At 41.1% G+C, this 20,121-nt stretch carries 20 protein-coding genes; 8 read left to right on the top strand and 12 right to left on the bottom strand.

The genetic code is table 11. The features are described 5' to 3' along the window. The first annotated feature begins 353 nt into the window (after positions 1-353). On the top strand, positions 354-941 hold the full coding sequence (locus CLV42_RS13730) for a Crp/Fnr family transcriptional regulator (RefSeq protein WP_211303449.1): 588 nt from the start codon (positions 354-356) through the stop codon (positions 939-941). 457 nt (positions 942-1,398) lie between these two features. Further along, the gene (locus tag CLV42_RS13725) at positions 1,399-2,157 is read left to right on the top strand and encodes an SDR family NAD(P)-dependent oxidoreductase (RefSeq protein WP_106602468.1); all 759 of its coding nucleotides are present in this window, start codon (positions 1,399-1,401) and stop codon (positions 2,155-2,157) included. Positions 2,158-2,686: 529 nt separating this feature from the next. On the opposite strand, the gene CLV42_RS13710 is transcribed toward CLV42_RS13725, so the two are convergent. Then, a complete protein-coding gene (locus CLV42_RS13710) occupies positions 2,687-3,001 on the bottom strand; it encodes a winged helix-turn-helix transcriptional regulator (protein ID WP_106602466.1) in 315 nt (104 codons plus the stop codon). Between the two features lie 148 nt (positions 3,002-3,149). Between CLV42_RS13710 and CLV42_RS13705 the strand changes: the two genes are divergently transcribed. Continuing rightward, complete coding sequence (locus CLV42_RS13705) at positions 3,150-4,097, top strand: MBL fold metallo-hydrolase (protein ID WP_106602465.1); 948 nt, start codon at positions 3,150-3,152, stop codon at positions 4,095-4,097. Positions 4,098-4,486: 389 nt separating this feature from the next. Here CLV42_RS13705 and CLV42_RS13700 read toward each other — a convergent pair whose 3' ends face one another. Then, entirely contained in the window at positions 4,487-4,849 is a 363-nt protein-coding gene (locus CLV42_RS13700) for a DUF805 domain-containing protein (RefSeq protein ID WP_170117501.1), read from the bottom strand. A gap of 393 nt (positions 4,850-5,242) precedes the next feature. Further along, a complete protein-coding gene (locus CLV42_RS13695) occupies positions 5,243-5,995 on the bottom strand; it encodes a hypothetical protein (protein ID WP_106602463.1) in 753 nt (250 codons plus the stop codon). Between the two features lie 70 nt (positions 5,996-6,065). Between CLV42_RS13695 and CLV42_RS13690 the strand changes: the two genes are divergently transcribed. Next, entirely contained in the window at positions 6,066-6,461 is a 396-nt protein-coding gene (locus CLV42_RS13690) for a hypothetical protein (protein ID WP_106602462.1), read from the top strand. Between the two features lie 119 nt (positions 6,462-6,580). Here CLV42_RS13690 and CLV42_RS13685 read toward each other — a convergent pair whose 3' ends face one another. Further along, positions 6,581-7,183 carry an FMN-dependent NADH-azoreductase gene (locus tag CLV42_RS13685; protein WP_106602461.1) on the bottom strand — a complete coding sequence of 201 codons (603 nt, stop codon included), beginning with the start codon at positions 7,181-7,183 and terminating at the stop codon, positions 6,581-6,583. A gap of 236 nt (positions 7,184-7,419) precedes the next feature. Between CLV42_RS13685 and CLV42_RS13680 the strand changes: the two genes are divergently transcribed. Then, positions 7,420-7,737, top strand: coding sequence for a winged helix-turn-helix transcriptional regulator (locus tag CLV42_RS13680; protein WP_245901646.1), 318 nt, complete (start codon positions 7,420-7,422; stop codon positions 7,735-7,737). A gap of 130 nt (positions 7,738-7,867) precedes the next feature. Here the strand turns inward: CLV42_RS13680 and CLV42_RS13675 are convergent, their stop codons facing one another. Both CLV42_RS13675 and CLV42_RS13670 read right to left on the bottom strand, forming a co-directional pair. Then, a complete protein-coding gene (locus tag CLV42_RS13675; protein ID WP_106602459.1) occupies positions 7,868-8,758 on the bottom strand; it encodes a DUF4238 domain-containing protein in 891 nt (296 codons plus the stop codon). A 75-nt stretch (positions 8,759-8,833) separates the two neighbouring features. After that, the gene (locus CLV42_RS13670; RefSeq protein WP_106602458.1) at positions 8,834-10,288 is read right to left on the bottom strand and encodes a Shedu immune nuclease family protein; all 1,455 of its coding nucleotides are present in this window, start codon (positions 10,286-10,288) and stop codon (positions 8,834-8,836) included. A gap of 563 nt (positions 10,289-10,851) precedes the next feature. On the opposite strand from CLV42_RS13670, the gene CLV42_RS13665 reads away from it, so the two are divergent. Then, positions 10,852-11,859: a helix-turn-helix transcriptional regulator gene (locus CLV42_RS13665; RefSeq protein ID WP_106602457.1), complete on the top strand. Its 1,008-nt coding sequence runs from the start codon at positions 10,852-10,854 to the stop codon at positions 11,857-11,859. Positions 11,860-11,872: 13 nt separating this feature from the next. Next, complete coding sequence (locus tag CLV42_RS13660; protein ID WP_211303448.1) at positions 11,873-12,181, top strand: hypothetical protein; 309 nt, start codon at positions 11,873-11,875, stop codon at positions 12,179-12,181. Positions 12,182-13,030: 849 nt separating this feature from the next. Here CLV42_RS13660 and CLV42_RS13650 read toward each other — a convergent pair. The 4 genes from CLV42_RS13650 to CLV42_RS13635 all read right to left on the bottom strand — a co-directional run bounded on the left by CLV42_RS13650 (position 13,031) and on the right by CLV42_RS13635 (position 16,526). Further along, positions 13,031-13,492 carry an LbetaH domain-containing protein gene (locus tag CLV42_RS13650; RefSeq protein WP_211303447.1) on the bottom strand — a complete coding sequence of 154 codons (462 nt, stop codon included), beginning with the start codon at positions 13,490-13,492 and terminating at the stop codon, positions 13,031-13,033. Between the two features lie 163 nt (positions 13,493-13,655). Continuing rightward, entirely contained in the window at positions 13,656-15,065 is a 1,410-nt protein-coding gene (locus tag CLV42_RS13645; RefSeq protein WP_106602455.1) for a hypothetical protein, read from the bottom strand. Between the two features lie 11 nt (positions 15,066-15,076). Next, positions 15,077-15,736, bottom strand: a complete 660-nt coding sequence (locus tag CLV42_RS13640) for a hypothetical protein (protein ID WP_106602454.1) — start codon at positions 15,734-15,736, stop codon at positions 15,077-15,079. A gap of 274 nt (positions 15,737-16,010) precedes the next feature. Further along, positions 16,011-16,526 carry a hypothetical protein gene (locus CLV42_RS13635; RefSeq protein ID WP_106602453.1) on the bottom strand — a complete coding sequence of 172 codons (516 nt, stop codon included), beginning with the start codon at positions 16,524-16,526 and terminating at the stop codon, positions 16,011-16,013. A 514-nt stretch (positions 16,527-17,040) separates the two neighbouring features. On the opposite strand from CLV42_RS13635, the gene CLV42_RS13630 reads away from it, so the two are divergent. Beyond that, the gene (locus CLV42_RS13630) at positions 17,041-17,937 is read left to right on the top strand and encodes a helix-turn-helix domain-containing protein (protein WP_106602498.1); all 897 of its coding nucleotides are present in this window, start codon (positions 17,041-17,043) and stop codon (positions 17,935-17,937) included. A gap of 359 nt (positions 17,938-18,296) precedes the next feature. On the opposite strand, the gene CLV42_RS13625 is transcribed toward CLV42_RS13630, so the two are convergent. After that, positions 18,297-18,713: a RidA family protein gene (locus CLV42_RS13625; RefSeq protein ID WP_106602452.1), complete on the bottom strand. Its 417-nt coding sequence runs from the start codon at positions 18,711-18,713 to the stop codon at positions 18,297-18,299. Then, a complete protein-coding gene (locus tag CLV42_RS13620) occupies positions 18,713-20,119 on the bottom strand; it encodes a M20/M25/M40 family metallo-hydrolase (protein WP_106602451.1) in 1,407 nt (468 codons plus the stop codon). The genes CLV42_RS13625 and CLV42_RS13620 overlap by 1 nt, the downstream gene beginning before the upstream one ends. Between the last annotated feature and the right edge of the window lie 2 nt (positions 20,120-20,121).

The following is a 20,121-nucleotide window of genomic DNA, read 5'->3' as shown; positions in this document are numbered from 1 at the left end:
TCAATCCAGATGGTTATATATAAATACTTTTATTCTGAAAGTCATATCTTCGCAACAGCTCTTTAAATCACTGCAAAGTACATCATTTGAATATGACCTCACTTGAGTGCACCACAAACATCCAATCATCTCAAATGAATGAATATTAAACACTTGCATCAAAATATCCCGAACCAATCCGGTTCACGAAAATGTAACAAGCCTTCAAAATCGTTGATTTTGGAGGCTTTTTGGGTTTGATAAGAACCCTTGCGCTGGTGGATAAAACGCAACTGCTTTGAAAAAGATGCATTGCTCGTTGGGATACTTTTATCAGGCATCTTGAGTAAATTGCGAAGAATTAAATACATCGTATGATGTCCAATTTTGAAGTGTTTTTCGATTACATTCAAAAAATATCAGGCAAACTGTTATCAGAGGATGATAAGGATTTGTTGATGACACATTTTAAAACAAGAAAACTTCGAAAACGGCAATACTTTTTACAGGAAGGGGACGTGTGCAAATATATCGGATTTATTGTAAAAGGTTCCGCCAGGACCTTTACGGTAGATGAAAAAGGACATGAACATATACTGAAATTGTCTGTGGAAAATTGGTGGCTGACAGATTTTGAAAGCTTTTATCTATTAACGCCAAGCCGTTTCAATATTGAGGCGCTGGAGGAATTGGAGGTCCTGCAATCAACCAACGCGGAAATTGAAGAGTTTCTTAAGAACATTCCTGCCTTTTTAGCGATGTCGAACGTAATCAGCCAAAACAACACCATTGCAACACAGAAAAGAATGCAGGCTATTAACTATTCGGCTGAAGAGCGCTACGAGGAATTGGTCAGCAATTATCCTCATTTTCTGCAGCGGTTCCCGCAAAATATGATCGCTTCTTATCTTGGTTTATCCTCTGAAACTTTAAGCAGGATAAAGAAAAACGCTTTAAAATAGACCCTTTGGCAATTTCAGGCTTCGCTATCATTACAAATGGGCCTGCTAAAATGAATCGCCCGGGGATATTCTCTCCCCTCTCCCCCTGACATAAAAGTATCCGACTGATCAATGTCTGGATTTGCAGAGGTAATTGTCTCCTACTTCTGCCAGGGACTCCAATTTGTTATTTGTCAACTTTATACTTCCCCGGATGAGAAAAAGTGCTAAACAATGGAATATATGCCGTTGTGGTCTTTCTGGAATTCTGCATCTTTGATTTTTAACCGCTGTATTTAATGATTGTCTTATAATCAGTTACCGTACTTTTTTGATTTAAGTCAGCACTTTAACCCAACATTTATCATGTGTATTTAATGATCCATGTCACCATGCAGTTCGTTATGATGCAGCAACTTTGTGTTCTGCTTCAGAACGGAAAAAACTGAGGGACTTCAATATAATTAATAATAGAATCATGAGTACATTAGAAAACAAGGTAGCGGTAGTTACCGGTGCTTCCAAAGGAATAGGTGCGGCTATCGCCAAACACTTTGCTGCAGCAGGCGCAAAGGTTGTTGTAAATTATGCTTCCAGCAAAGAAGGAGCGGACAAAGTGGTTAAAGCGATAACCGATAATGGCGGCACAGCCATTGCAGTACAGGCCGATGTATCGAACGAAGCCGATGTGATCAGGTTGTTTAAAGAAACCGAGCATGCTTTTGGCACGCTGGACATTTTAGTAAATAACGCGGTATCTCAGGGATATGCACCTATTGAACAAATTTCGGTAGAGGACTTCCACCGAAGTTTCAACGTCAATGTGTTAGGGCCTGTATTGACTATCCAGGCAGCTCTGAAACTTTTTGACGATAAGGGCGGAAACATCATCAATATCAGTTCGGGTGCAAGTAAATACCCGCTTCCCAATGCATCATTATACTCTTCAACCAAGGCGGCATTAGATGCCTTCACCATTGCATTATCGAAAGAACTGGGTGTAAGGAACGTCCGCATCAATTCTATTTTGCCCGGCGCCACGGAAACAGAAGGTGCAGCAAGTGCGGGCGTCACTGCCGGCAGTGAGTATGAAAAGATGTTTGTCGAAAAAACACCGCTTGGCCGCAGAGGACAGCCCGCAGATATTGCGAAAGTTGCGGTATTCCTGGCTTCCGATGATGCAGCCTGGATTACGGGTGAGCAAATTTCCGTTTCGGGTGGTATGTATGGTTTTTAAAATCGTAACTCCCAAAACCACCGTCAATAAGACATATCACTGGTTGACGGTGGTTTTACCAGGAGTAAAACGTAAAAGTCACTTTTAAAGATGGAACTATTGGCACTTACGACTTTGTTATTGGCGCCGATGGCATCCATTCCGGTGTAAGAAAATTGTCAGATTAAAATGCCGTCGTGGACGAAGGGTAGGATTGCATTAATTGGAGATGCCGGATACGCACCGGCCTTCCCAACGGGCATGGGCAGTACTTTAGCTATACAGGATATGTGATATTCAAAACCGGACTGACCTTTTTAATTAAACATGAACGACGGATCGATATCTGCCGGAACATCCTGGATAATATCCCAATGTTCAGCTATTTTTCCCTCCTGAACGCGCCATATGTCCATTGACATTTTACCATGATCTGACGCATCATTTTTGGTAAAACACTGTATCCACACAAGATCCCCTTCCGCAGCTATTCGTTTAATTGATACGGAAAAACCGGGGTACTTCCCGAAAAGATGTTCCTGCATTGCTTTTAGCGTACCCTCAGCCCCTTACCGGACGTATTCCCATGATGTTTCTGATTCCAACGGGTCAGCATATTCAGGATAGGAAGCAGCTCAAGCCCTTTCGGCGTCAGTGAGTATTCAACGCGCGGAGGTAATTCTTTAAAGACCTCCCTTTTAACGATTCCATCTTCTTCCAACTCCCTTAACTGATCGGTGAGTACTTTCTTACTGATAATACCCATCTTGGCATGAATGACGCCGAAGCGCACCTTCTTCTTGCCAATCGTATAAATGATGATTGGTTTCCACTTTGTCCCTATAGTTGCCATTGTCCTGGTCATAGGACAATTATGGCAAATGAAAATATCCCTATCCATATTTCCTGGTTACTTTATTGTTATCAGTATCTGTATTGCATTGATATTACAATACCTTCCATTGGTAACTTTGCGTAACTAATATAAGTTTTTCCTGAACAATAATAATTTTATGAAAAATCTTTCATTAAAACATTGGTTTTTCCTGCTGCTTTTTCCTTCACAGATATTATTTGCGCAATCCGGGCTGCAGCAGGCCGGATATTACAGAACGATGGTAGGTGATGTAGAAGTAATTGCACTGTCGGATGGTACGGTACCTGTTGACGCACACATGCTCCTGGGGAAAGTACCGAATGTAGACACATTACTTCATCATGCTTATCTGAAACAGATAGTGGAGACTTCTATCAACGCATATCTTATTAATACCGGACGACGCCATATTCTTGTAGATGCCGGAGCGGGGGATCTCTTTGGCGGCACCTACGGGGGAGCGCTTATTCAAAGCCTGCGGAATGCGGGGTATGAAACCGCGCAAATTACCGATATCCTTATCACGCATATCCACCTGGACCATACAGGAGGGTTGCTGGTAAATAATAAAATGGTCTTCCCGAAGGCGACCATTCATGTAAGTAAAGCCGACATTGATTTCTGGTTACAACATCAGGAACCAAAGGTTGCGGAAGCAAGAGGCATCACTGCCAACCGGGCTGCTTTTATGGCACTCAAACCGTACCTGGATGCCGGAAATGTGCATACGTTTGAAGGGGCTTCCGCTCTTTTTGAGGGCATCAACACACTGGAGGCATCGGGACATACTGCCGGACACACGCTCTTTGTACTGGAGAACAACGGAGACAAAATGGTGTTCTGGGGCGACCTGGTTCACATTTCCCCGGTTCAGCTGGCGATGCCGGACAATCCGGACGAGTATGACTTTGATAAAGACAAAGCGGCGAAACAGCGTGTAATGTTATACCGGGAAGCGGCAGAAAAGAAGTATATGGTGGCAGCGGATCATATTTCCTTTCCCGGAATCGGACGGTTAAGAAAAAAAGGACTTGCCTACGAATGGATACCACTTAACTATAGTGTACAGCGCACTACCAAGTAACAGGAGAAGATAGCGCGGCAGGTATGCATACACGCGGCACTGCACAAAAGTCAATCTGTTTGATTTATACAAATCTTGGTTTGTTTCACATAAGCGTCCCGCTGACATATCATTCTACCTTTGAGTTATCAAAATCACTAAAAATTCAAAGCAATGGATACAAAGAATGTATGGTTAGTTACAGGAGCTTCCAAAGGCCTGGGACTGCCGCGGATCAAAATCCGACCCGAACATTGGGACAATCCTGGAAACAAGTCAAAACCGAAGAAACTCAGTTCCAAAAGTATAACAAGACCCTGGAATTAATTCTCGAACAGAGTTACTGACAGCATTTATAAGGAACGATAAGGCAGATTATATCGACGATCTACAGTGAAAATTCCACAATTCTAACCAACATTTTTTTTACCAATAGAATCGATCTCTTCATCCTGCGAGGCCTGACCATCCTTGCGATTGGAATTTGGCCAACCATATTTATTAGCAGCGGAATCCCCTTCTTGTAACAGCATTCCAAAAACAAAAAATGGAATAAGCTGCCACCAGCCACTTTTCCCAAAATCGTGGCAACGTTTTGCCCCCTGTGCGAATAGAAGCCAGTAACAAGGGATAATATGACTAACCGCCCATAAAGAGCCTGGATCAATACCGACTCTTGACATCGTAAGATTAATGGCCATAAAAACTAACCAAGTAATGCCATATTCTACTATTCCGATTCTGCCTTTAAAAGAAAAGGGCCTTTTAAACATGATGGTATTTTGAAGTGAACAATGAGAAAGCATCAACGTTGCCGTATATAGGCAAATTAAAGTAAATACTTTAAAATTTGGGCTTGAAATATGAAGAGGAGCGTGATTCTATGCTTGATAGAATTATTTACAATAATGACCTTAGCGAAAGCGATAGCCTTCGAGACCTGATAAAGGAGCTACGCTTGTTAGGGAATTTCTGCAGTCGGGGTATGAAGCTGTTATTGCCCCATTTTGGGCTTTGGACATTTCAATAGTAAAAATTTGGCTACCTGTATTTTACTAAACCAATCCGGTTCACGAAAAGCGCGATGTAAGCCGCGCTTTTTTTATGCAAAAAAGTGCCGTAGGTGGGGTCGGGGATTAAATCAACAACAATATTTATTTCATGTCCTAACGATTTGAACCAACAGAAGTATTGAAGGTCATGCGTTTCTCCAGGACTGTCATACAATTCTCAAAATAATGTGCCAATTTGTTATTGATGCCTGCCAGGGATATTACATTCTCTTTAAACATGGATTTTATCTTTTCCATGGCAGCCTCATTACTACCCAATTCAATAATTGAATTTTCTTCCCCATTTATTTTGTCCGGTTCCAGGTCGCTAATATCATCCAATATCAGGGCGTTGACCTTTACATACGACCATGCGTTTATAATACGCTGTAATAACTGCTCTTCAGCAGGGATGTCGCATAAAGTAAAGAAGAAGGCATCCGCCCGGTTTAGCGCCTTTACAGACGATCCCAGTGTATAATGTAATGGCTTCCCATTATTCAGATGCAGGAGCAGGTCAGTAAAAAAATTGCTGTTTGCAACAGTTGGAGCATATAATATCTTACAGGCGCCAATAAAATCTTCATAGCCGATCTGCTTTGCCTCATACTTTGCCATCAGGTCAAATCCAGCTTCCATTAGGTGGATATGCTTTTCATCCAGCAGGATGGATCTTTCCACTCCAAGTTTATATTGTAGGTCAAAAAGGAAGGGAATAATGGTATAGCCTAATGAATTAGACAAATAAACATATTTTCCTTTCCAGAAATGGTTGTTCTCAGGAGGGGTTCTGTCTGCAAAGAACGTGGCAATATCATAGTCAATGCCAAATTCATCTGTCAGTTTTCTTTTGGTAATAGGGAGCATGTTACACAATTTTAATATCGTAGTAAAAAATACGATTCTTTTACTTTATATTAGATAAAACCTTTGAAAGATGCAAACCCAAACCCAACAACGCCCCATTGCTCAAATAGGCGAGCACGTAGGTATCGAACTAGGTACCAAATTGGTAAAAGATTATTTTGATGCTTATCCTGAACAGGCCTATGGACATGTTATTGGTAGAGCTATTATGGACAAGATCCTGGCACAACCCGGTTGTGAAGGGGTTGTCATTTATCCTGCTTTAAATGAAAATGGCAAAAAGACGCTGGTATATGCCGGTATTGATGCCAAAGGGAAAGCTATCGTAAAAATACCGATAGTAAAAACGGATGGCGTTATTCATTTTGAAGATGGAATCGTTGCCGACAGGTCTATTCCTTCTCCAGGCAGTGGTGACGATGAGGGAGTAGATACCGTAGAAACTGACATCATTCCTGAGTGGTAATACCCATATTTTGTTTTGGAATACTAACATTCACGGAACATTTAAACAAATACCTTCAGGCAATACACCTGAAGGTATTTGTTTTATTACTCCTTTTATATGAAAACAGTGGTAAGTGATTAATCGATGTATATGCTCGCAATACCTTTTTCCAGCGCATGCTCTTTCACACCAGGAAGTTTAACACCCTCCGCACGGAAAACCGTGACGTCGGTCATACCCAACAACCCCAGGAAGGCTTTCAGATAAGGCGCTACAAAATCATTCCCTTTTGAAGGGCCTTCAGAATAAATGCCACCAGATGACATGGCAACATATACTTTCTTACCGGTGACCATTCCAACAGGCCCATTCTCACTATAGCCGAAGGTAATACCAGCCCTTGTGATATGGTCGCCCCAGGCCTTTAAGGTCGTAGGAACTGTCAAATTGTAAAGCGGCGCTCCGATGACAATAATATCGGCTGCCATTAATTGTTTCACTGCTTCATTGGAATAGCGTACAGACTCCCTTCCTTCCTCGGTCAACTGATCACCGGGCGTAAACATGGACTGAAGGATCACCGGGTTTAGATGCGGTATTTCCTGATCATTCAGGTTTACTTCTTCAATAGTACTGCCCGGATACTTTTCAATCACTTTATTTACAATTGCATTGCTGAGTTTATAGCTATAAGATTCATTTCCCTGAATGCTCGAAATCAGATGAAGAATATGTTTCATAAAACCTTGATTAATATTTATTAGCATTAGATACAGCAGGAGGCCTGGTGCCGGCTTTACCCGCTTCTGCTGCTATCGGAAACAAAGGTACAGGCGCCGGTTACTGAAACGATCGTACTTACCTGTAGGAAAGCGCTCACTTCCAGGAAAGTGTGTAACTTGGGGGTATGGAAATAATGGTTCACAAAACAGAGACAATTCCTAGCAAGCAGGAATGTGACAATTCGCTTAACCATATGGTGGATGCACTATATGTGATTGGCGGTAAGTGGAAATTACCGTTGATATTAAGCCTTGTACAATCTCCTAAAAGGTTCAATGAAATCCAGCATGAATTGAGCGGTATCTCTCCGAAGATTCTGGCGAAAGAATTAAAAGACCTGGAGCTGAATGAATTTATTACACGTAAAGTATATGCCGGCACGCCGGCGACCATCGTTTATGAAGCGACTCAGCATAGCCTGACCCTGAAAAATGTACTGCGTGAGTTGAGCCTCTGGGGTAAACAACACCGGGAAATGATCAGGAAGAGTATGAAGCGGCAAGCAGCTTAGTTTCAGCATATTTTGCGAATTTTTGTGGCTGGTTAGTTCACTGCCGCCGGTAGCTAGTAACCACTATACTGGCAAGGTAGGTGCGCTTAACACTAGCTGAAGTTAAAAAGCTTATATATCAGAGCCCCCACTATGACTGTAACAGATTCTGTATTTTTTCCTTGCTAGAGCCTATGATATACTTATTCCGAGTTCTTATAGAACAGCCGTTAATAAAATCAATGAAGGTATTGCTTGCTATAGCAAATGGTATTACCTGATTCCTCAAATTGATACTCACAGGTGTCCCTGCTCTAAAAGGAACTATTTCCACACAGTATTTTGGCGTAAGAGGAAAAAAATTTGATGCAGCTGCATTACCCGCGAATAAGCCATTAAGGTTTTGAAGATCATCAGGTTCCATATTGATTGAAAATCCAGGATCATCGGTAGTTATAAATTCATTCCCTTTCCTGCTTTTCCAAATACGCCACTCTTTTGAGCCTAATTTTCGATCAAATTCCTCGAGTAGTTTTTCATTTGCAAAATGTTCTACTTGGATCTGTTTTGCAATATACTTCGCTTCTATTTCAAATTTCATCCTTTCAGCTTCCGCCGCATCTTTCCCATATTGCATAGCATGAACTGTATGGCTATACCACTTCACAAGATCTTCCATGTGATTTCGAAATCGAAGATTACGGTATTTACTGAAAAAGAGCCATAACATGATATTACCCCTACACTCTAATGACAAATTCCCCTCCTCTTGCACTTCTTTAATTATTTGACTGTAACGTGGCTCTAGCTCAGCGGAAAAAGTGCGTTCAATTATGTATGGATCTTCTTCATTAGAAGGTACCGTATAGAAATGTTCTATCTTAAATTTATCAGAATTTATCGATGTCTTTTCAGTTCTTGGACCATATTCACCAATCCATCCATGCCAAATCATACTTCTAAGCTGATTATCTTTGGGATTAATGGCAAAATGACGCAAATATGATTTGGGAATATAATGCTGCCTAACAGGTACACTCATTTTTAATAGAAAAGTTCTAAAATATTTCCGCTTTCATCTTTACAAATCGATTTTAATATGCATCCCTATCCTTCTTCAAAAGGGCAAATCTTCTTCGCTAGTAATTACTTTCTCCTGTATCAAAGTGTCTTTAGAAGAGCCTGTGGGACATAAGAAGGCATGTAGATCTTTTAACTTCTTTAGCAATTCGTCAAACGTAACTATCTGTATGCTTTTGGAATTTCCCCTAAAAAGTTCAAATGATTTTTGTTCATTAGAGCCAGTCATAGAGGTACCCGCAATCAAAATACCCATAACAGAATACGATTCCAGATCAGGTTCCCTACTGTTAGCCTTTAAGGAGTTAATCTCCTTCTGAAACATAAATATCTGATCAAGTATTTGGTTAACCGCTCCCGTTATTTCAACCGAAGGAGTGAAAACGCCACTCCGATATTCTTTCGGATTAAGCAACCTTGTAGCCGGCGTCTTTATTTCAATAATAGCCGCATTATTGGTAATACTATTTCTAACCAGGAAGTCAGCTATTTTATCTCCAGATCCAGAGAGTTTACGTCCTCCTATTGAGGCCTCTCCCTGAACCTTCATTACAGGAATTCCGAATGCCATGTTTAATATAAATGGATTCTCGTTAAAAAGCTTTTGCCAGTGCGACTCCTGTAATTGCTTACCAAGCATTACCTCATACCTGCTAATAAGGTCTTCCAAAGTGACCAATTCTATATCATTTCGCAGTTTTATCAGTTCATCTGGCTGCTCACCAATAATTTTTCTTCCATTTTGCCTGATAACTGTCATCGCATCCTTTTGCTCCCTTTGAGTAGCTCCCCCGGGCATTAGCCGTGTGGATTTGCCTATCCGTCTGGCCAATTCCGCATTAGTTAATTTGGAAACAGGATCAGGGTTTGTATTTGTCAATAACTGCACAAATAACTCATTTATAGCTTCTTTTTTTAAGGCTGCCGAAATTCTTTGTGATCGTTGGGTGATATTGTCAATGCTTCTGCACATCAACTCTAAATCGCCACGCTTTATCGTGGCTGTATTTAAATTTATATCAATAGTAGTTGGTCCAGTCGTCGTGATGCGCAATTCCTTTACGTCAAATCCTTCTAGCATAGAAACTATAGGCCTATAGTTTTTTCGGAATCCCAGTCCATAATTATAATCTTCAACAAGGGCGCTAGGCAATACATCAGAAAGGAATTTTTCAATATCCTCAGCATCTGGGAAATATGCTTCCGTATGCCGTGTCAGGTCTAGTCTGATGGTATCTAATATATAATATTTGGGGATCATTGGTTGCATACCCCATACTTGATAAGGATATATAGTAAGTAGTTTGTCTACATGATTTATATCAAAAATTGGTCTTTTATAATTCTCCGGAACAGAAACATATAATTTCTGCATACCATGTAACGCTTCAATCGGCGGAGTAAAGAAAACTCGATGAAAGCCAGGCTTAATTTCCTGGAATTCGAGTTGTCCGTTAGGTTGTAAAGTATTGGACGGATAAGGGCGCGCCATTATTATTTATTTTAGTTTCAGAGCTGAATTCCCTCTAGGTTATTAGATGGGTTATAATGAAAGATACTAAATTCCTCTTAAGCCTTTTAGGTGAAATTTCTGTCGTCGCGATTCAGAGGAATATCTAATAGGTACTAATACCTAATTCTCATAGCATCGCTTAGTGCCTGGCGAAACTCATATAGAACCCGTCAGCACAATAATATCGATGGCAAGAAGAAAGTAAGATAATCTCGTTCAACCCGCAAGATTGTTAACTAAGCTCATTAATAAAAGCCTCGAAAACACAGTTCCTGAGCGTTGCCGAAAAGCCTCTCTTTTTACTGGCCATTCCGAAGCGCTTGGCCGCAACAAGTAGCAAGATCGCTCCCTTGAATTTGGTTCGATACTCACAAAACAACTAAAGATTAGAAATTTGTTTACATATTCCATTTTTTAAACAGGAAAAATCCCCTTCTTACGTAAAAAAAATTTATTCTAACTTCGATATAGTCAAATACTCCCAAAAATACTTCCATTAATTAATTCATTTTTTACCCCTTTTACCATAAAGTATTTCAGCAATGGCAAAATCTAAAGAACAACTTTTTAGATATCGAGTAATAAATTCAGCCCTTAGAGAAAATGCATGGATAAAAACCAAAAAATTGAAGAGAATAATTGAAGAAAAACTTTTGGAAAATGTGAGCATACGAACCATTCAAAAAGATATTAAAGACATGATGGAAGACACCCGCCTTGGCTACAACGCACCCATTGAGTACGACAACAAAAACAAAGCCTATCGGTATTCAGACAGAGATTTCACTATAGAAAATATTGCTCTCCAGACAAATGAAATCAATGCTTTAACATTCTATGCATCTCGTTTGCAAATATATAGCGGATGCGGACTTTTTAAAGACTACTCCAACGCGATACAAAAAGTCATTAACGGAATTAAATTAAAACACAAATTAAATAAGGAAATTAATGTAAACTGGATAGTTCAGACAGACACCATTAACTATACGATAGAAGGTGACTTTTTAGAGCTCATAATACAAGCCATTAGTGAAAAGCAAAACATTAGTTTAAAATATCAAAAATTTAATATTAATATCAAAACTAAGGAAAGAATAATACCTCCCTATCTACTTAAAGAATATAAAAACAGATGGTATTTAGTTGGTTACGTACACAAGGATCTGAAGATTAAAATATTTGCGCTTGATAGAATTTCTCAGCTACATCTCGCAAACGGCAACTATGAAAACTATGGATCTTTTGATCCAGCAAAATACTTTAAACATTCCTTTGGCGTTACCGTCCTGGAGGGAAATGTTCAGGAGATAGTCTTACAATTTAGTAAAGAACAAATTCCTTATATTAAGTCTCTACCTATACATCCAACTCAAAAAATCCTAAAAGAAACAGCCAAAAGTCTTACAATCAGCATTGAAATAATCCCATCTTACGAGCTCTACGAATATATTCTCAGCAAGACTCCTGATATCAAAGTAATTTCTCCCATCTGTGTATTAACTCAAGTAAAAAATATGCTACTACTAGGCATAAAAAAGCATCCCTAATTAAAAAAATTGCATGGCGAACTATCAGTTCGCCATAGCCCTTTTACTTTGTAGAAAAAAAGAGATGCAATTCGATGGAGCAGTAATTACCGAACAAAGAGTGACTTTCGCCATAGTTGTAGTAAAGTCTTATGTATTAAGTAATAACCGGGAGCGTGAAAGTACGAGAAGAACCTTCGGCGCTATCTTTTCGGGAATTCCTATTATTCTAATGGTACAAAACTCGAGAGGAATGCCAACTTATCACGGCAGAGATGATATTGTCAATTTTCTTTCAAACATCCATCCATCAAGAATTCCCTGGAAAAGATATAATTATTAACAATAAAACAAGACTGTCATGGCAAAAAATGGAAAAATCGGTGACGGACATCGCAATGAAGCCGTAAAAAACAGATCCCAAACGTTTAACCCTGGAACAGCAAAATGAGCAAAACGAGATACTAGATCGGCCTTTTTTTAGATGGGAAATGGGACAATAAACCATTTAAAGGTATAACAAGGGAGTAGCTCCAAAATACCAAATGATACTTTATATTCAAATTTTAAAATCATAATATGTTCGATTTAGGTAAGGAAAAAATAGAAATCAAGTGTGAATGCGGCAGAAAACATACCGTAACGTTCCGTGATGCCATTAACAGAAAATTAATAAAATGCGCCTGTGGAAGTAACATTCAACTTAACGATGGCAATGGCTCCGTACGGAAAAGTGTCAATGATACAAATAGAGCCTTCAAAGATCTGGATGACACTTTGAAGAGACTCGGGAAAATATGATGCGTAATAATACAGGTATAAACCTCAGTATTATGTTCATTATGCATCCAATTTGGTAATTAAAAATCCCTTAAATAAGCCACAAGTCTATATTTTTTGAAGTTCACTTTGATCTTCCAATGAACTCTTAATAAATAAAGATTTGTGGCAATGTTATGTCTATTATATCGAAATGCATCAGTATGCAGCATTGACAGGGACAGAGGAGTACAAACATTGGCGTTCAAAGAGGCTGGCTGAATCGATACAATACACCCAGTGCCTCACACAAGTAATCAAGGAATGAACTGAACTTTGTCTTCTGCAGCATAGCTTATATATGGTGGTGTCTCACTTTCATTCTCCATTTGCATCCACTCTTTCCAACTATTCTTTCAAGCCGTCGCCAATCTCACGAATAACACGCGCGGGATTTCCACCAACAAGCACATTCGCGGGAACGTCCCTGGTGACCACAGCGCCTGTAGCTACAACTGAGTTTTGACCTATCGTCCCCCCCAATGATTGTTGTGCTGGCTGCGATCCAGACGTTTTTCTCAATCACAATAGGCCTTCCAATTGTAACAGCGCGGCGCGGCGAAGGATCGAGGGGATGCCCAGTCGTGATAATACTTACATTCGGCCCGATCATCACATCATCTCCGATATCGAGACCACCAAGGTCATACAAGGTACAGTTCTGATTGATGAATACATTTCGTCCTACGCGGATTTCATCCCCGCCCGCAGTATAGAATGGCGGGAGCAGCAAAAAGTTTTTATCTACTGACTTGCAAATAAGTTCGCTGAACAAAGCACGAATTTCGTCTGCATCATTGAATGTTAAACGATTAATCCTGTCTGTGATTTCCATTGCCCGCTTAGTGTTTGCTACCATAGCGGCTTATTCAGGCGTCCTTCTGTGAATGATCCTGGTGCTGTCATTATTCATCATTTGTTATTTTCTTCAGTCTATAATTGGGCATGCGTTATAGCTGTAAATATATTTTGAATTACAAACAGTATAAAGTATGCATTTATGCTTGTCCTCCCTCTATCAGCAAGATATCCGGTCTTATTTCTTTAAAATCTTCATCGGCTAATACATGGTCTAATGAAAACTCATGATATGCATTACTAAACACAGCCTTACATTCTTTTAAAATTGCCAGACACTTGTCCCCATCACCTGATTTCAGCGCAATTTTAGCCAGTCCATAGTACGGTCCTGTATAGTACCCCTGCCCTAAATCCTTTGCCAGCAATAACTTCGCCTCAGCCTCCTGAAAAACATCCGGCGCATTAAAGCCATAAGCCAGCCGTGCATATTCAATCAGAAATTCTCCCCAATAGAGGTTGATCGTAAAATTTATTGCATGTTCAAGCATCCTGGAAAAAATCGCCCGCCCCTTTTCAAACAATTCAATCACCATATTCCGTTTGTGTTGATCATAGTAAATGACCGCCATCGCTTTTAATACATTGGTAGCATATACAGGAAAAGTCCATGCGGCCGGATTAATATCCTGTCCCTTTGTGAAATATTTTAACGCCACTTCATAATGTATTAAAGCTTCGGTCCGGTCGTTTAGACCGTTCAATTGTCCAGCTGCTTTTGAGAAAGCGGCGCCCAACTGATTCAGCTGTTCTGTATCGTCTGTTTCTATATTCACTAAAGCATTTAATAAGGCAATTGCCTGCGTGCTTATTTCTTGTGTATAAACAGGTGGAATGTAATCATATTTATGATCGACCATTCTTACCAGTTCATCTGACCATCGCAGATATACGAGTGGCTCTTTTTCGGCTAATGCATGAAGTGCTGATGTGAGTTTCGTGATAAAGGTGTTATGCCAATACCCGTTTTTAGGGAAGGGAAAGCCTAGTATACTGAAGCTATTGTAAATAGGTATCAGGTGAGCCGAACTTGTGTAGTGCTGTAAGGCGCGTTCAAAATAAGCTAACGCAACCGTAAACTCATCGTCTGTAAATTGTTGGTTAATCTTTACTTTATCCAATAAAATATTAACGAGTCTACTGTTCAGTTCATAGGAGTCAGGTTGAGCCTCCAATGCCTTCAGAATCTGCTGGGCTGCTTTTTCTATATAAACGAGTTGATCATCCCGGTTGTTCTTTAACTCAGCAAGCGCCTGGTAACAATCAGCTCTTTCTACATGATAAATTCGAACCGGATTAATTTCTTCTGCAGCTGTAAGCATATCAAGCAGGGACGAAAAAAATGTATCCGGTCCATCTCCCATGATCACTTTATCACAAGCAAAATCATAATACCAAACCGAGAACAAGTCCAACCAGGCATCTGCCAGTTCCGTCTTATATTGCTGAACATCATCCGACTGCAAATCTTTCACTAAAGCTGCCAGTTTTGTTTCATCCCTGGCCACTGTTATCTCCCGCAATTGCGATTCAAACGCAGCTTTATCCATTGTCGTTGCCGTTATATTGGTAATCCTTTATCCTTTCTCTTTTCCTTTTCTACAGCCTGATTGAATACGGGCGCTCCGGCCTGCGCTACCTTGCGTACCAGATTTAAGTCAACAAAAGGTCCGCCTCTGTCGAGAACACCCGGATCAAAAAGCGCTGGCTCGTCGCCGTCCAGGAAATCAGGTTTTATTGGCCAGCCCTCACCGCACATGATCAGGGCATTGATTTCTTTTGACGCTTTTGCCGGTGTATGCGGATCAAGCAATACACCGCGTGCCGTCAGGGTTCCTGTTACATCGAGGATCGCTCCCCCATCCCCCCAGGTGCCGACAACAAAGCCGTCCAGTGTAACATCATCTTCAATTGCAAGGCGCGCACTGCCTGAGAAGAAAAGATTATCCGCCTTCAATTTGCCCAAAACTACCAGTGTGCTCAAGCGCTCTTCAGGTGTTTTACAAATAAAGGTTCCTTTTATTGTCACATCTCCGTCGATGATGATCGCCCAAGGGTCTTCGTCAAGGATGAAATCACCCTCAACCTGTAATGGCCCTGTTATATGTCTGATTGAAACAGGTTCATCATTCAGTGACACCGTTTCTTCAAACCAGTTCCACCAGTATTGTTCACCGTATTGCTCCTTTAATTCATCCATAGATGTCTGTTCGCTTTCCATTATTCAAATATCTATTTTTGTTTTCTTTTATCGCATACCACAGTACTTGTTGCCTTAGCATATCATCATTAGAAGCCACTATCTAACGATAGAATCGCCCACCATTATTTTCTTCAGGGCCTTATCCAGGTCAAGTTCATCTTTTGTAATCACCTCATCTATGAAGTCTTCATCCTTCAGGTTCGATTGGAGCGGACCACGCGGTGCAGCCGCATGCGTAGTGTATATAAATCCGGCGATTACTTTACCGTGAATGTAAAAGCTGTGATGGTATTCAATGATAAGGGCTGCTTTTAGATCGCCACCGACCAGATAACCTGAAGATCCATTCGCTATCGGCATGCCAGTCATCTTCCTTATCGCTTATGCCACAACAACACGCACCTAAGCCCTGTCCCCAATCCCAATGATGAACAGTAAAAACAGAGGCCAGCTGATCCTCATCTTTAATAGGCACCATAGCTACTACCAGGGTTTCCTCATATGGCTGATCATACGCAAGACGCAGTCGCGGTCCTAGCTCGGGCGGACATAATTTTAAACCGGCTTTTCCAGCGGCAGCAAATATATCTGCATATCCGACTCCATCTTCGAGTCCCAGCTCTTTTAGTACTACTTTTGTCAATGCAATCTCAGACGCAATATGGCCTGTATTAAATTCAGGGGTACGCATTATCTGCTCAGCCGCAGGATCAATCATATGTCTGTTTTTGCCAAGCGCTGCCACCAATTTATCTACGCCCCAGGCGTCGCCTAATGTTATCTTTCTCCAGACTGTCTTATTTTCCATTTCGGATTTGTTTAGATACGTTGATATGCACCCTTATTTTATTTAATTACTTATTCGTTTTTTTTGGTCTAATCAACGGTACGTTTTTCCATTTGGGCACAATACTTTTTTGTTCACATTTAGTCTTTATCTGCTTGGCAATCAGTTACCTGATTTGAGGTATCTGCAACTGAAGTTACTACAAATAAATTACATGTTAATTAAGCACTATATATCAATAATTACGGGATTGTGCCGGAGGCTAGGGCTATGGAAAGCGGGGACCTGGTGTTCTAATAATGAGATGATGAAGAGCCGCGTTAGGGGGCATTCGAGACACATTTTAGGTATCGGACATTCAGGTACAGCCTGCACCAATAGCATTGAATATCAACACATACTACTGCTGGTTGTCAAAAAACAACTATAGATAGCGTAGTTACAACTAAGAGGTGCCATCGTTTTGCTGATTGTAGGAATGAACCCCAATATATTTGCTGTGTCGAAAAAAATAAAACAAAAAGACAGCATATATATGGAAAGCAAGACAATTGGCAACAAAATCGCCCAGGCACGAAAAGAGATTAATATGTCTCAAGCCCAACTCGCTCAACGCCTGTTTATCAGCCCACAGGCAGTTGGAAAATGGGAACGCGGAGAATCAATTCCTGATATCATTACTTTTACCCGGCTCGCGGAAATTCTAGGGGTAGACCTTAACTATTTTTCGGAAAACTTCCCATCTACGACTACTGAAATGGCACCTGCCGAAGCCTTGGTGAAGCAACCGGCTAACTTACCATCTGAAAAGCAGGAGAATAAGCTTAGTTGGGATATGTCACGCGGAAACTGGGTAGATGCTGACTTTTCCGGATTGAAAAATCTACATGATAAATTCAGTTCTTCCAACATGCAGCGCTGTAAATTTATCGGCTCAGATTTATCATCACTTCTTCTAAAAAACAATAATGTTGATAGCTGCGACTTCTCCGACTCTGATTTTAACAGTAGCCACATTCAAAATTCCAACTTATCCGGTAATTTATTTAAGAACTGTTCACTGAAAGCGACTGAATTTTCAGCGAGCTTTATTGCTGGCTGCGATTTCTCCAACGCCGATTTTACCGGAGTGACAGTTAAAACCGGTGGTTTCGAGAAAAATATAATTGTCAATACGGTGTTGCACCGCACCTCATTTATTGCTACACAACTTATCGATATAGTTTTCGAAGGTACATTGGAAGATTGCTATTTTGAAAACTGTACATTTACCAGAGTAACATTCCAGCATGCAACGCTTATTAACACTTTCTTTAAAAATAAAAGTTTAAAACGAATCCGTTTTATTGACTGCCAGGTTGATCGGATGACCTATGCTTTCCTGAAAAATGGGCAGGCAGATTTAAGCGGTATAACATTACTCACTGAATAAGGAAGTAAACATGTCGCAAAATGGAATCCACATCGCAGTAATCAATTCGCCGTTTGTGTTTACCAAACCGATGCCCCCGGAAGTTCATTTCCCTGTAGAACATCAACCATTAAACTCCACAGTGGAGGTAACAAGCGCTTTGCTTTCACATCAACCGGCGGGCATTGAAATATGGGTGGCTCTTGCATGGTGTGTCGGAATTACGCTCCTGACGTGTGGCGTTGCGATGAGCGTGTATAGAAAACGGAGATAAAAGCGAACAGATAAATAATAACGGCTTCCTGCACTCATTGAGTAGAGGAAGCCGTTGACTTTTGTACGATTTTCATCAGCATACGTGCCCTGGCTAATAGCAATAGCTATTTCCCCGCAATGACACTGATCTCTATATTTGCATGCTGAACAAGGTCGCTCACAGCAACACAGGTCCTGGCTGGATACGGTGAGTGAAAGTATTGTCTGTAGATACTGTTAAACTCTTCGAACTTATTAAGATTACGCAGATACACGGTAACATTGATTACCTGTGTTAAAGAGGTACCAGCCGCTTTTAAAATAGTACTGACATTCTTTAAAGCCTGATTTGCCTCTTCGTTAAAAGAGATCTCTTTATGATCTTTAGCGGTGACACCAATTTGTCCGGAGACAAATATCAGCCCGTTATGCTCTATATAGTTACTAAATGGTTTGGCTTGAACACCTGTGGTTTGTCCATGTACAGTTATCGCGAGCAGCGACAGCATATTGCTTATTGTCAATATTATGAATGCTTTCATTATAATCCATATTTACATAAAAGAGCGGCCATAGCAGCCATAGCACCAGCGCCCATGGCCACCTCCCTCGGATTTATTTTGTCATAAGTATCCAGTGCTGTATGGTGGATGTAAAACAGCCTGCTGTCGTCGCAGTCGAGGCTAAGCAATGCCTTTGTCATTCCCCTCATGGGTATCAGATCGACGCCCCGTTGTTGTGGCTGGATATCACCGGCTTTATAAGGCGCTAATAGCAATGCCCATTCCCTGAACTTAGCTGTCACTTCAGGCGACGCCTCTATTCGGAATCCCCTCGGAGTAAATCCGCCGGCATCAGACTCCATTGCTGCTACATGATATTCATTACGCGCGCTGGCCTGTTCCGCGTATTTCACACCACCGTGTGCCCCTGCTTCTTCATTCATATAAAGTATCACCCGCAGTGTCCGGGCCGGCTTTAGACCGATAGCTTTAAATGCCCGTAACACTTCCATGGCTTGTACCAGTCCTGTTCCGTCGTCGCTGGCACCTTCGCCTACATCCCAGGTATCTATATGCGCGCCAACAGTTATAAATTCCTCCGGATGGCTGGCACCTTTGAGTTCTGCTATGATATTATACGAAAGCACATCCGGCAATTGCCTGCTGCTTATCCGTAGCGAGACCTTCAGGGCAGTATCTTTCTTCAATGCCGCACTTAGCTTATCGGCACTATTGGTACTTAAAGCCGCAGCAGGAATTTTCTTTACCGCAGTATCATAACTCATAGCACCGGTATGGGGATAGTCATCCTTTGCCAGGGTTAATGATCTTATCAGTGCAGCGATTGCACCTTTCTTTGATGCAGCAATAGCACCTTGCGCCCGCTGATCAGCAGCTGCAAGATAGGCTTTGAACGTTTCTGCCTCACGTGCATTCATGGCCCTATTGAAGAAAACAATCCTGCCTCTTACCTGTTCGTCAGAGAGTGAGGATAGTTCCGTCCAGGACTTCACTTCTACTACCTGCGCTGTTAATGTGCCACTAGTTCCTATAGATCCTCCTAAGGCTAACAGATCCAACTTTACTGTGCTGCCACCTGTCGTAAAACTGGCTGTTTCTCTTTCACCCCTTACCCAATGAGGCACCATGACTGGCTGGAGATAGATGCTGTCAGGACGATACCCTGACATCGTTGCTTTTAGCCAGTCAACAGCCTGTTTTGCCTGTTCTGAACCCGTCATCCTGGCGCCGATATGGGCCGTCAGGTACCGCAGGTTTACATCCATTTCTTCACTTTGTAACACTTCATCGTAAAGTGCACGGATCATTACTGAATCAACGTTATTGCGCATCTGCGCTGTTGCTGATGAAACTATCAAAGTAGTAACTGCGGAAAGGAGGAAGAAGTATGTTTGCTTTTTGAAAAAATTAAATAGCTTTTTCATAC

It is taken from the genome of Chitinophaga ginsengisoli, assembly GCF_003014595.1.
Lineage (GTDB): Bacteria > Bacteroidota > Bacteroidia > Chitinophagales > Chitinophagaceae > Chitinophaga > Chitinophaga ginsengisoli.
The sequence above is the reverse complement of the archived record's forward strand: the minus strand, read 5'-3'. Positions and strand labels throughout refer to the sequence as shown.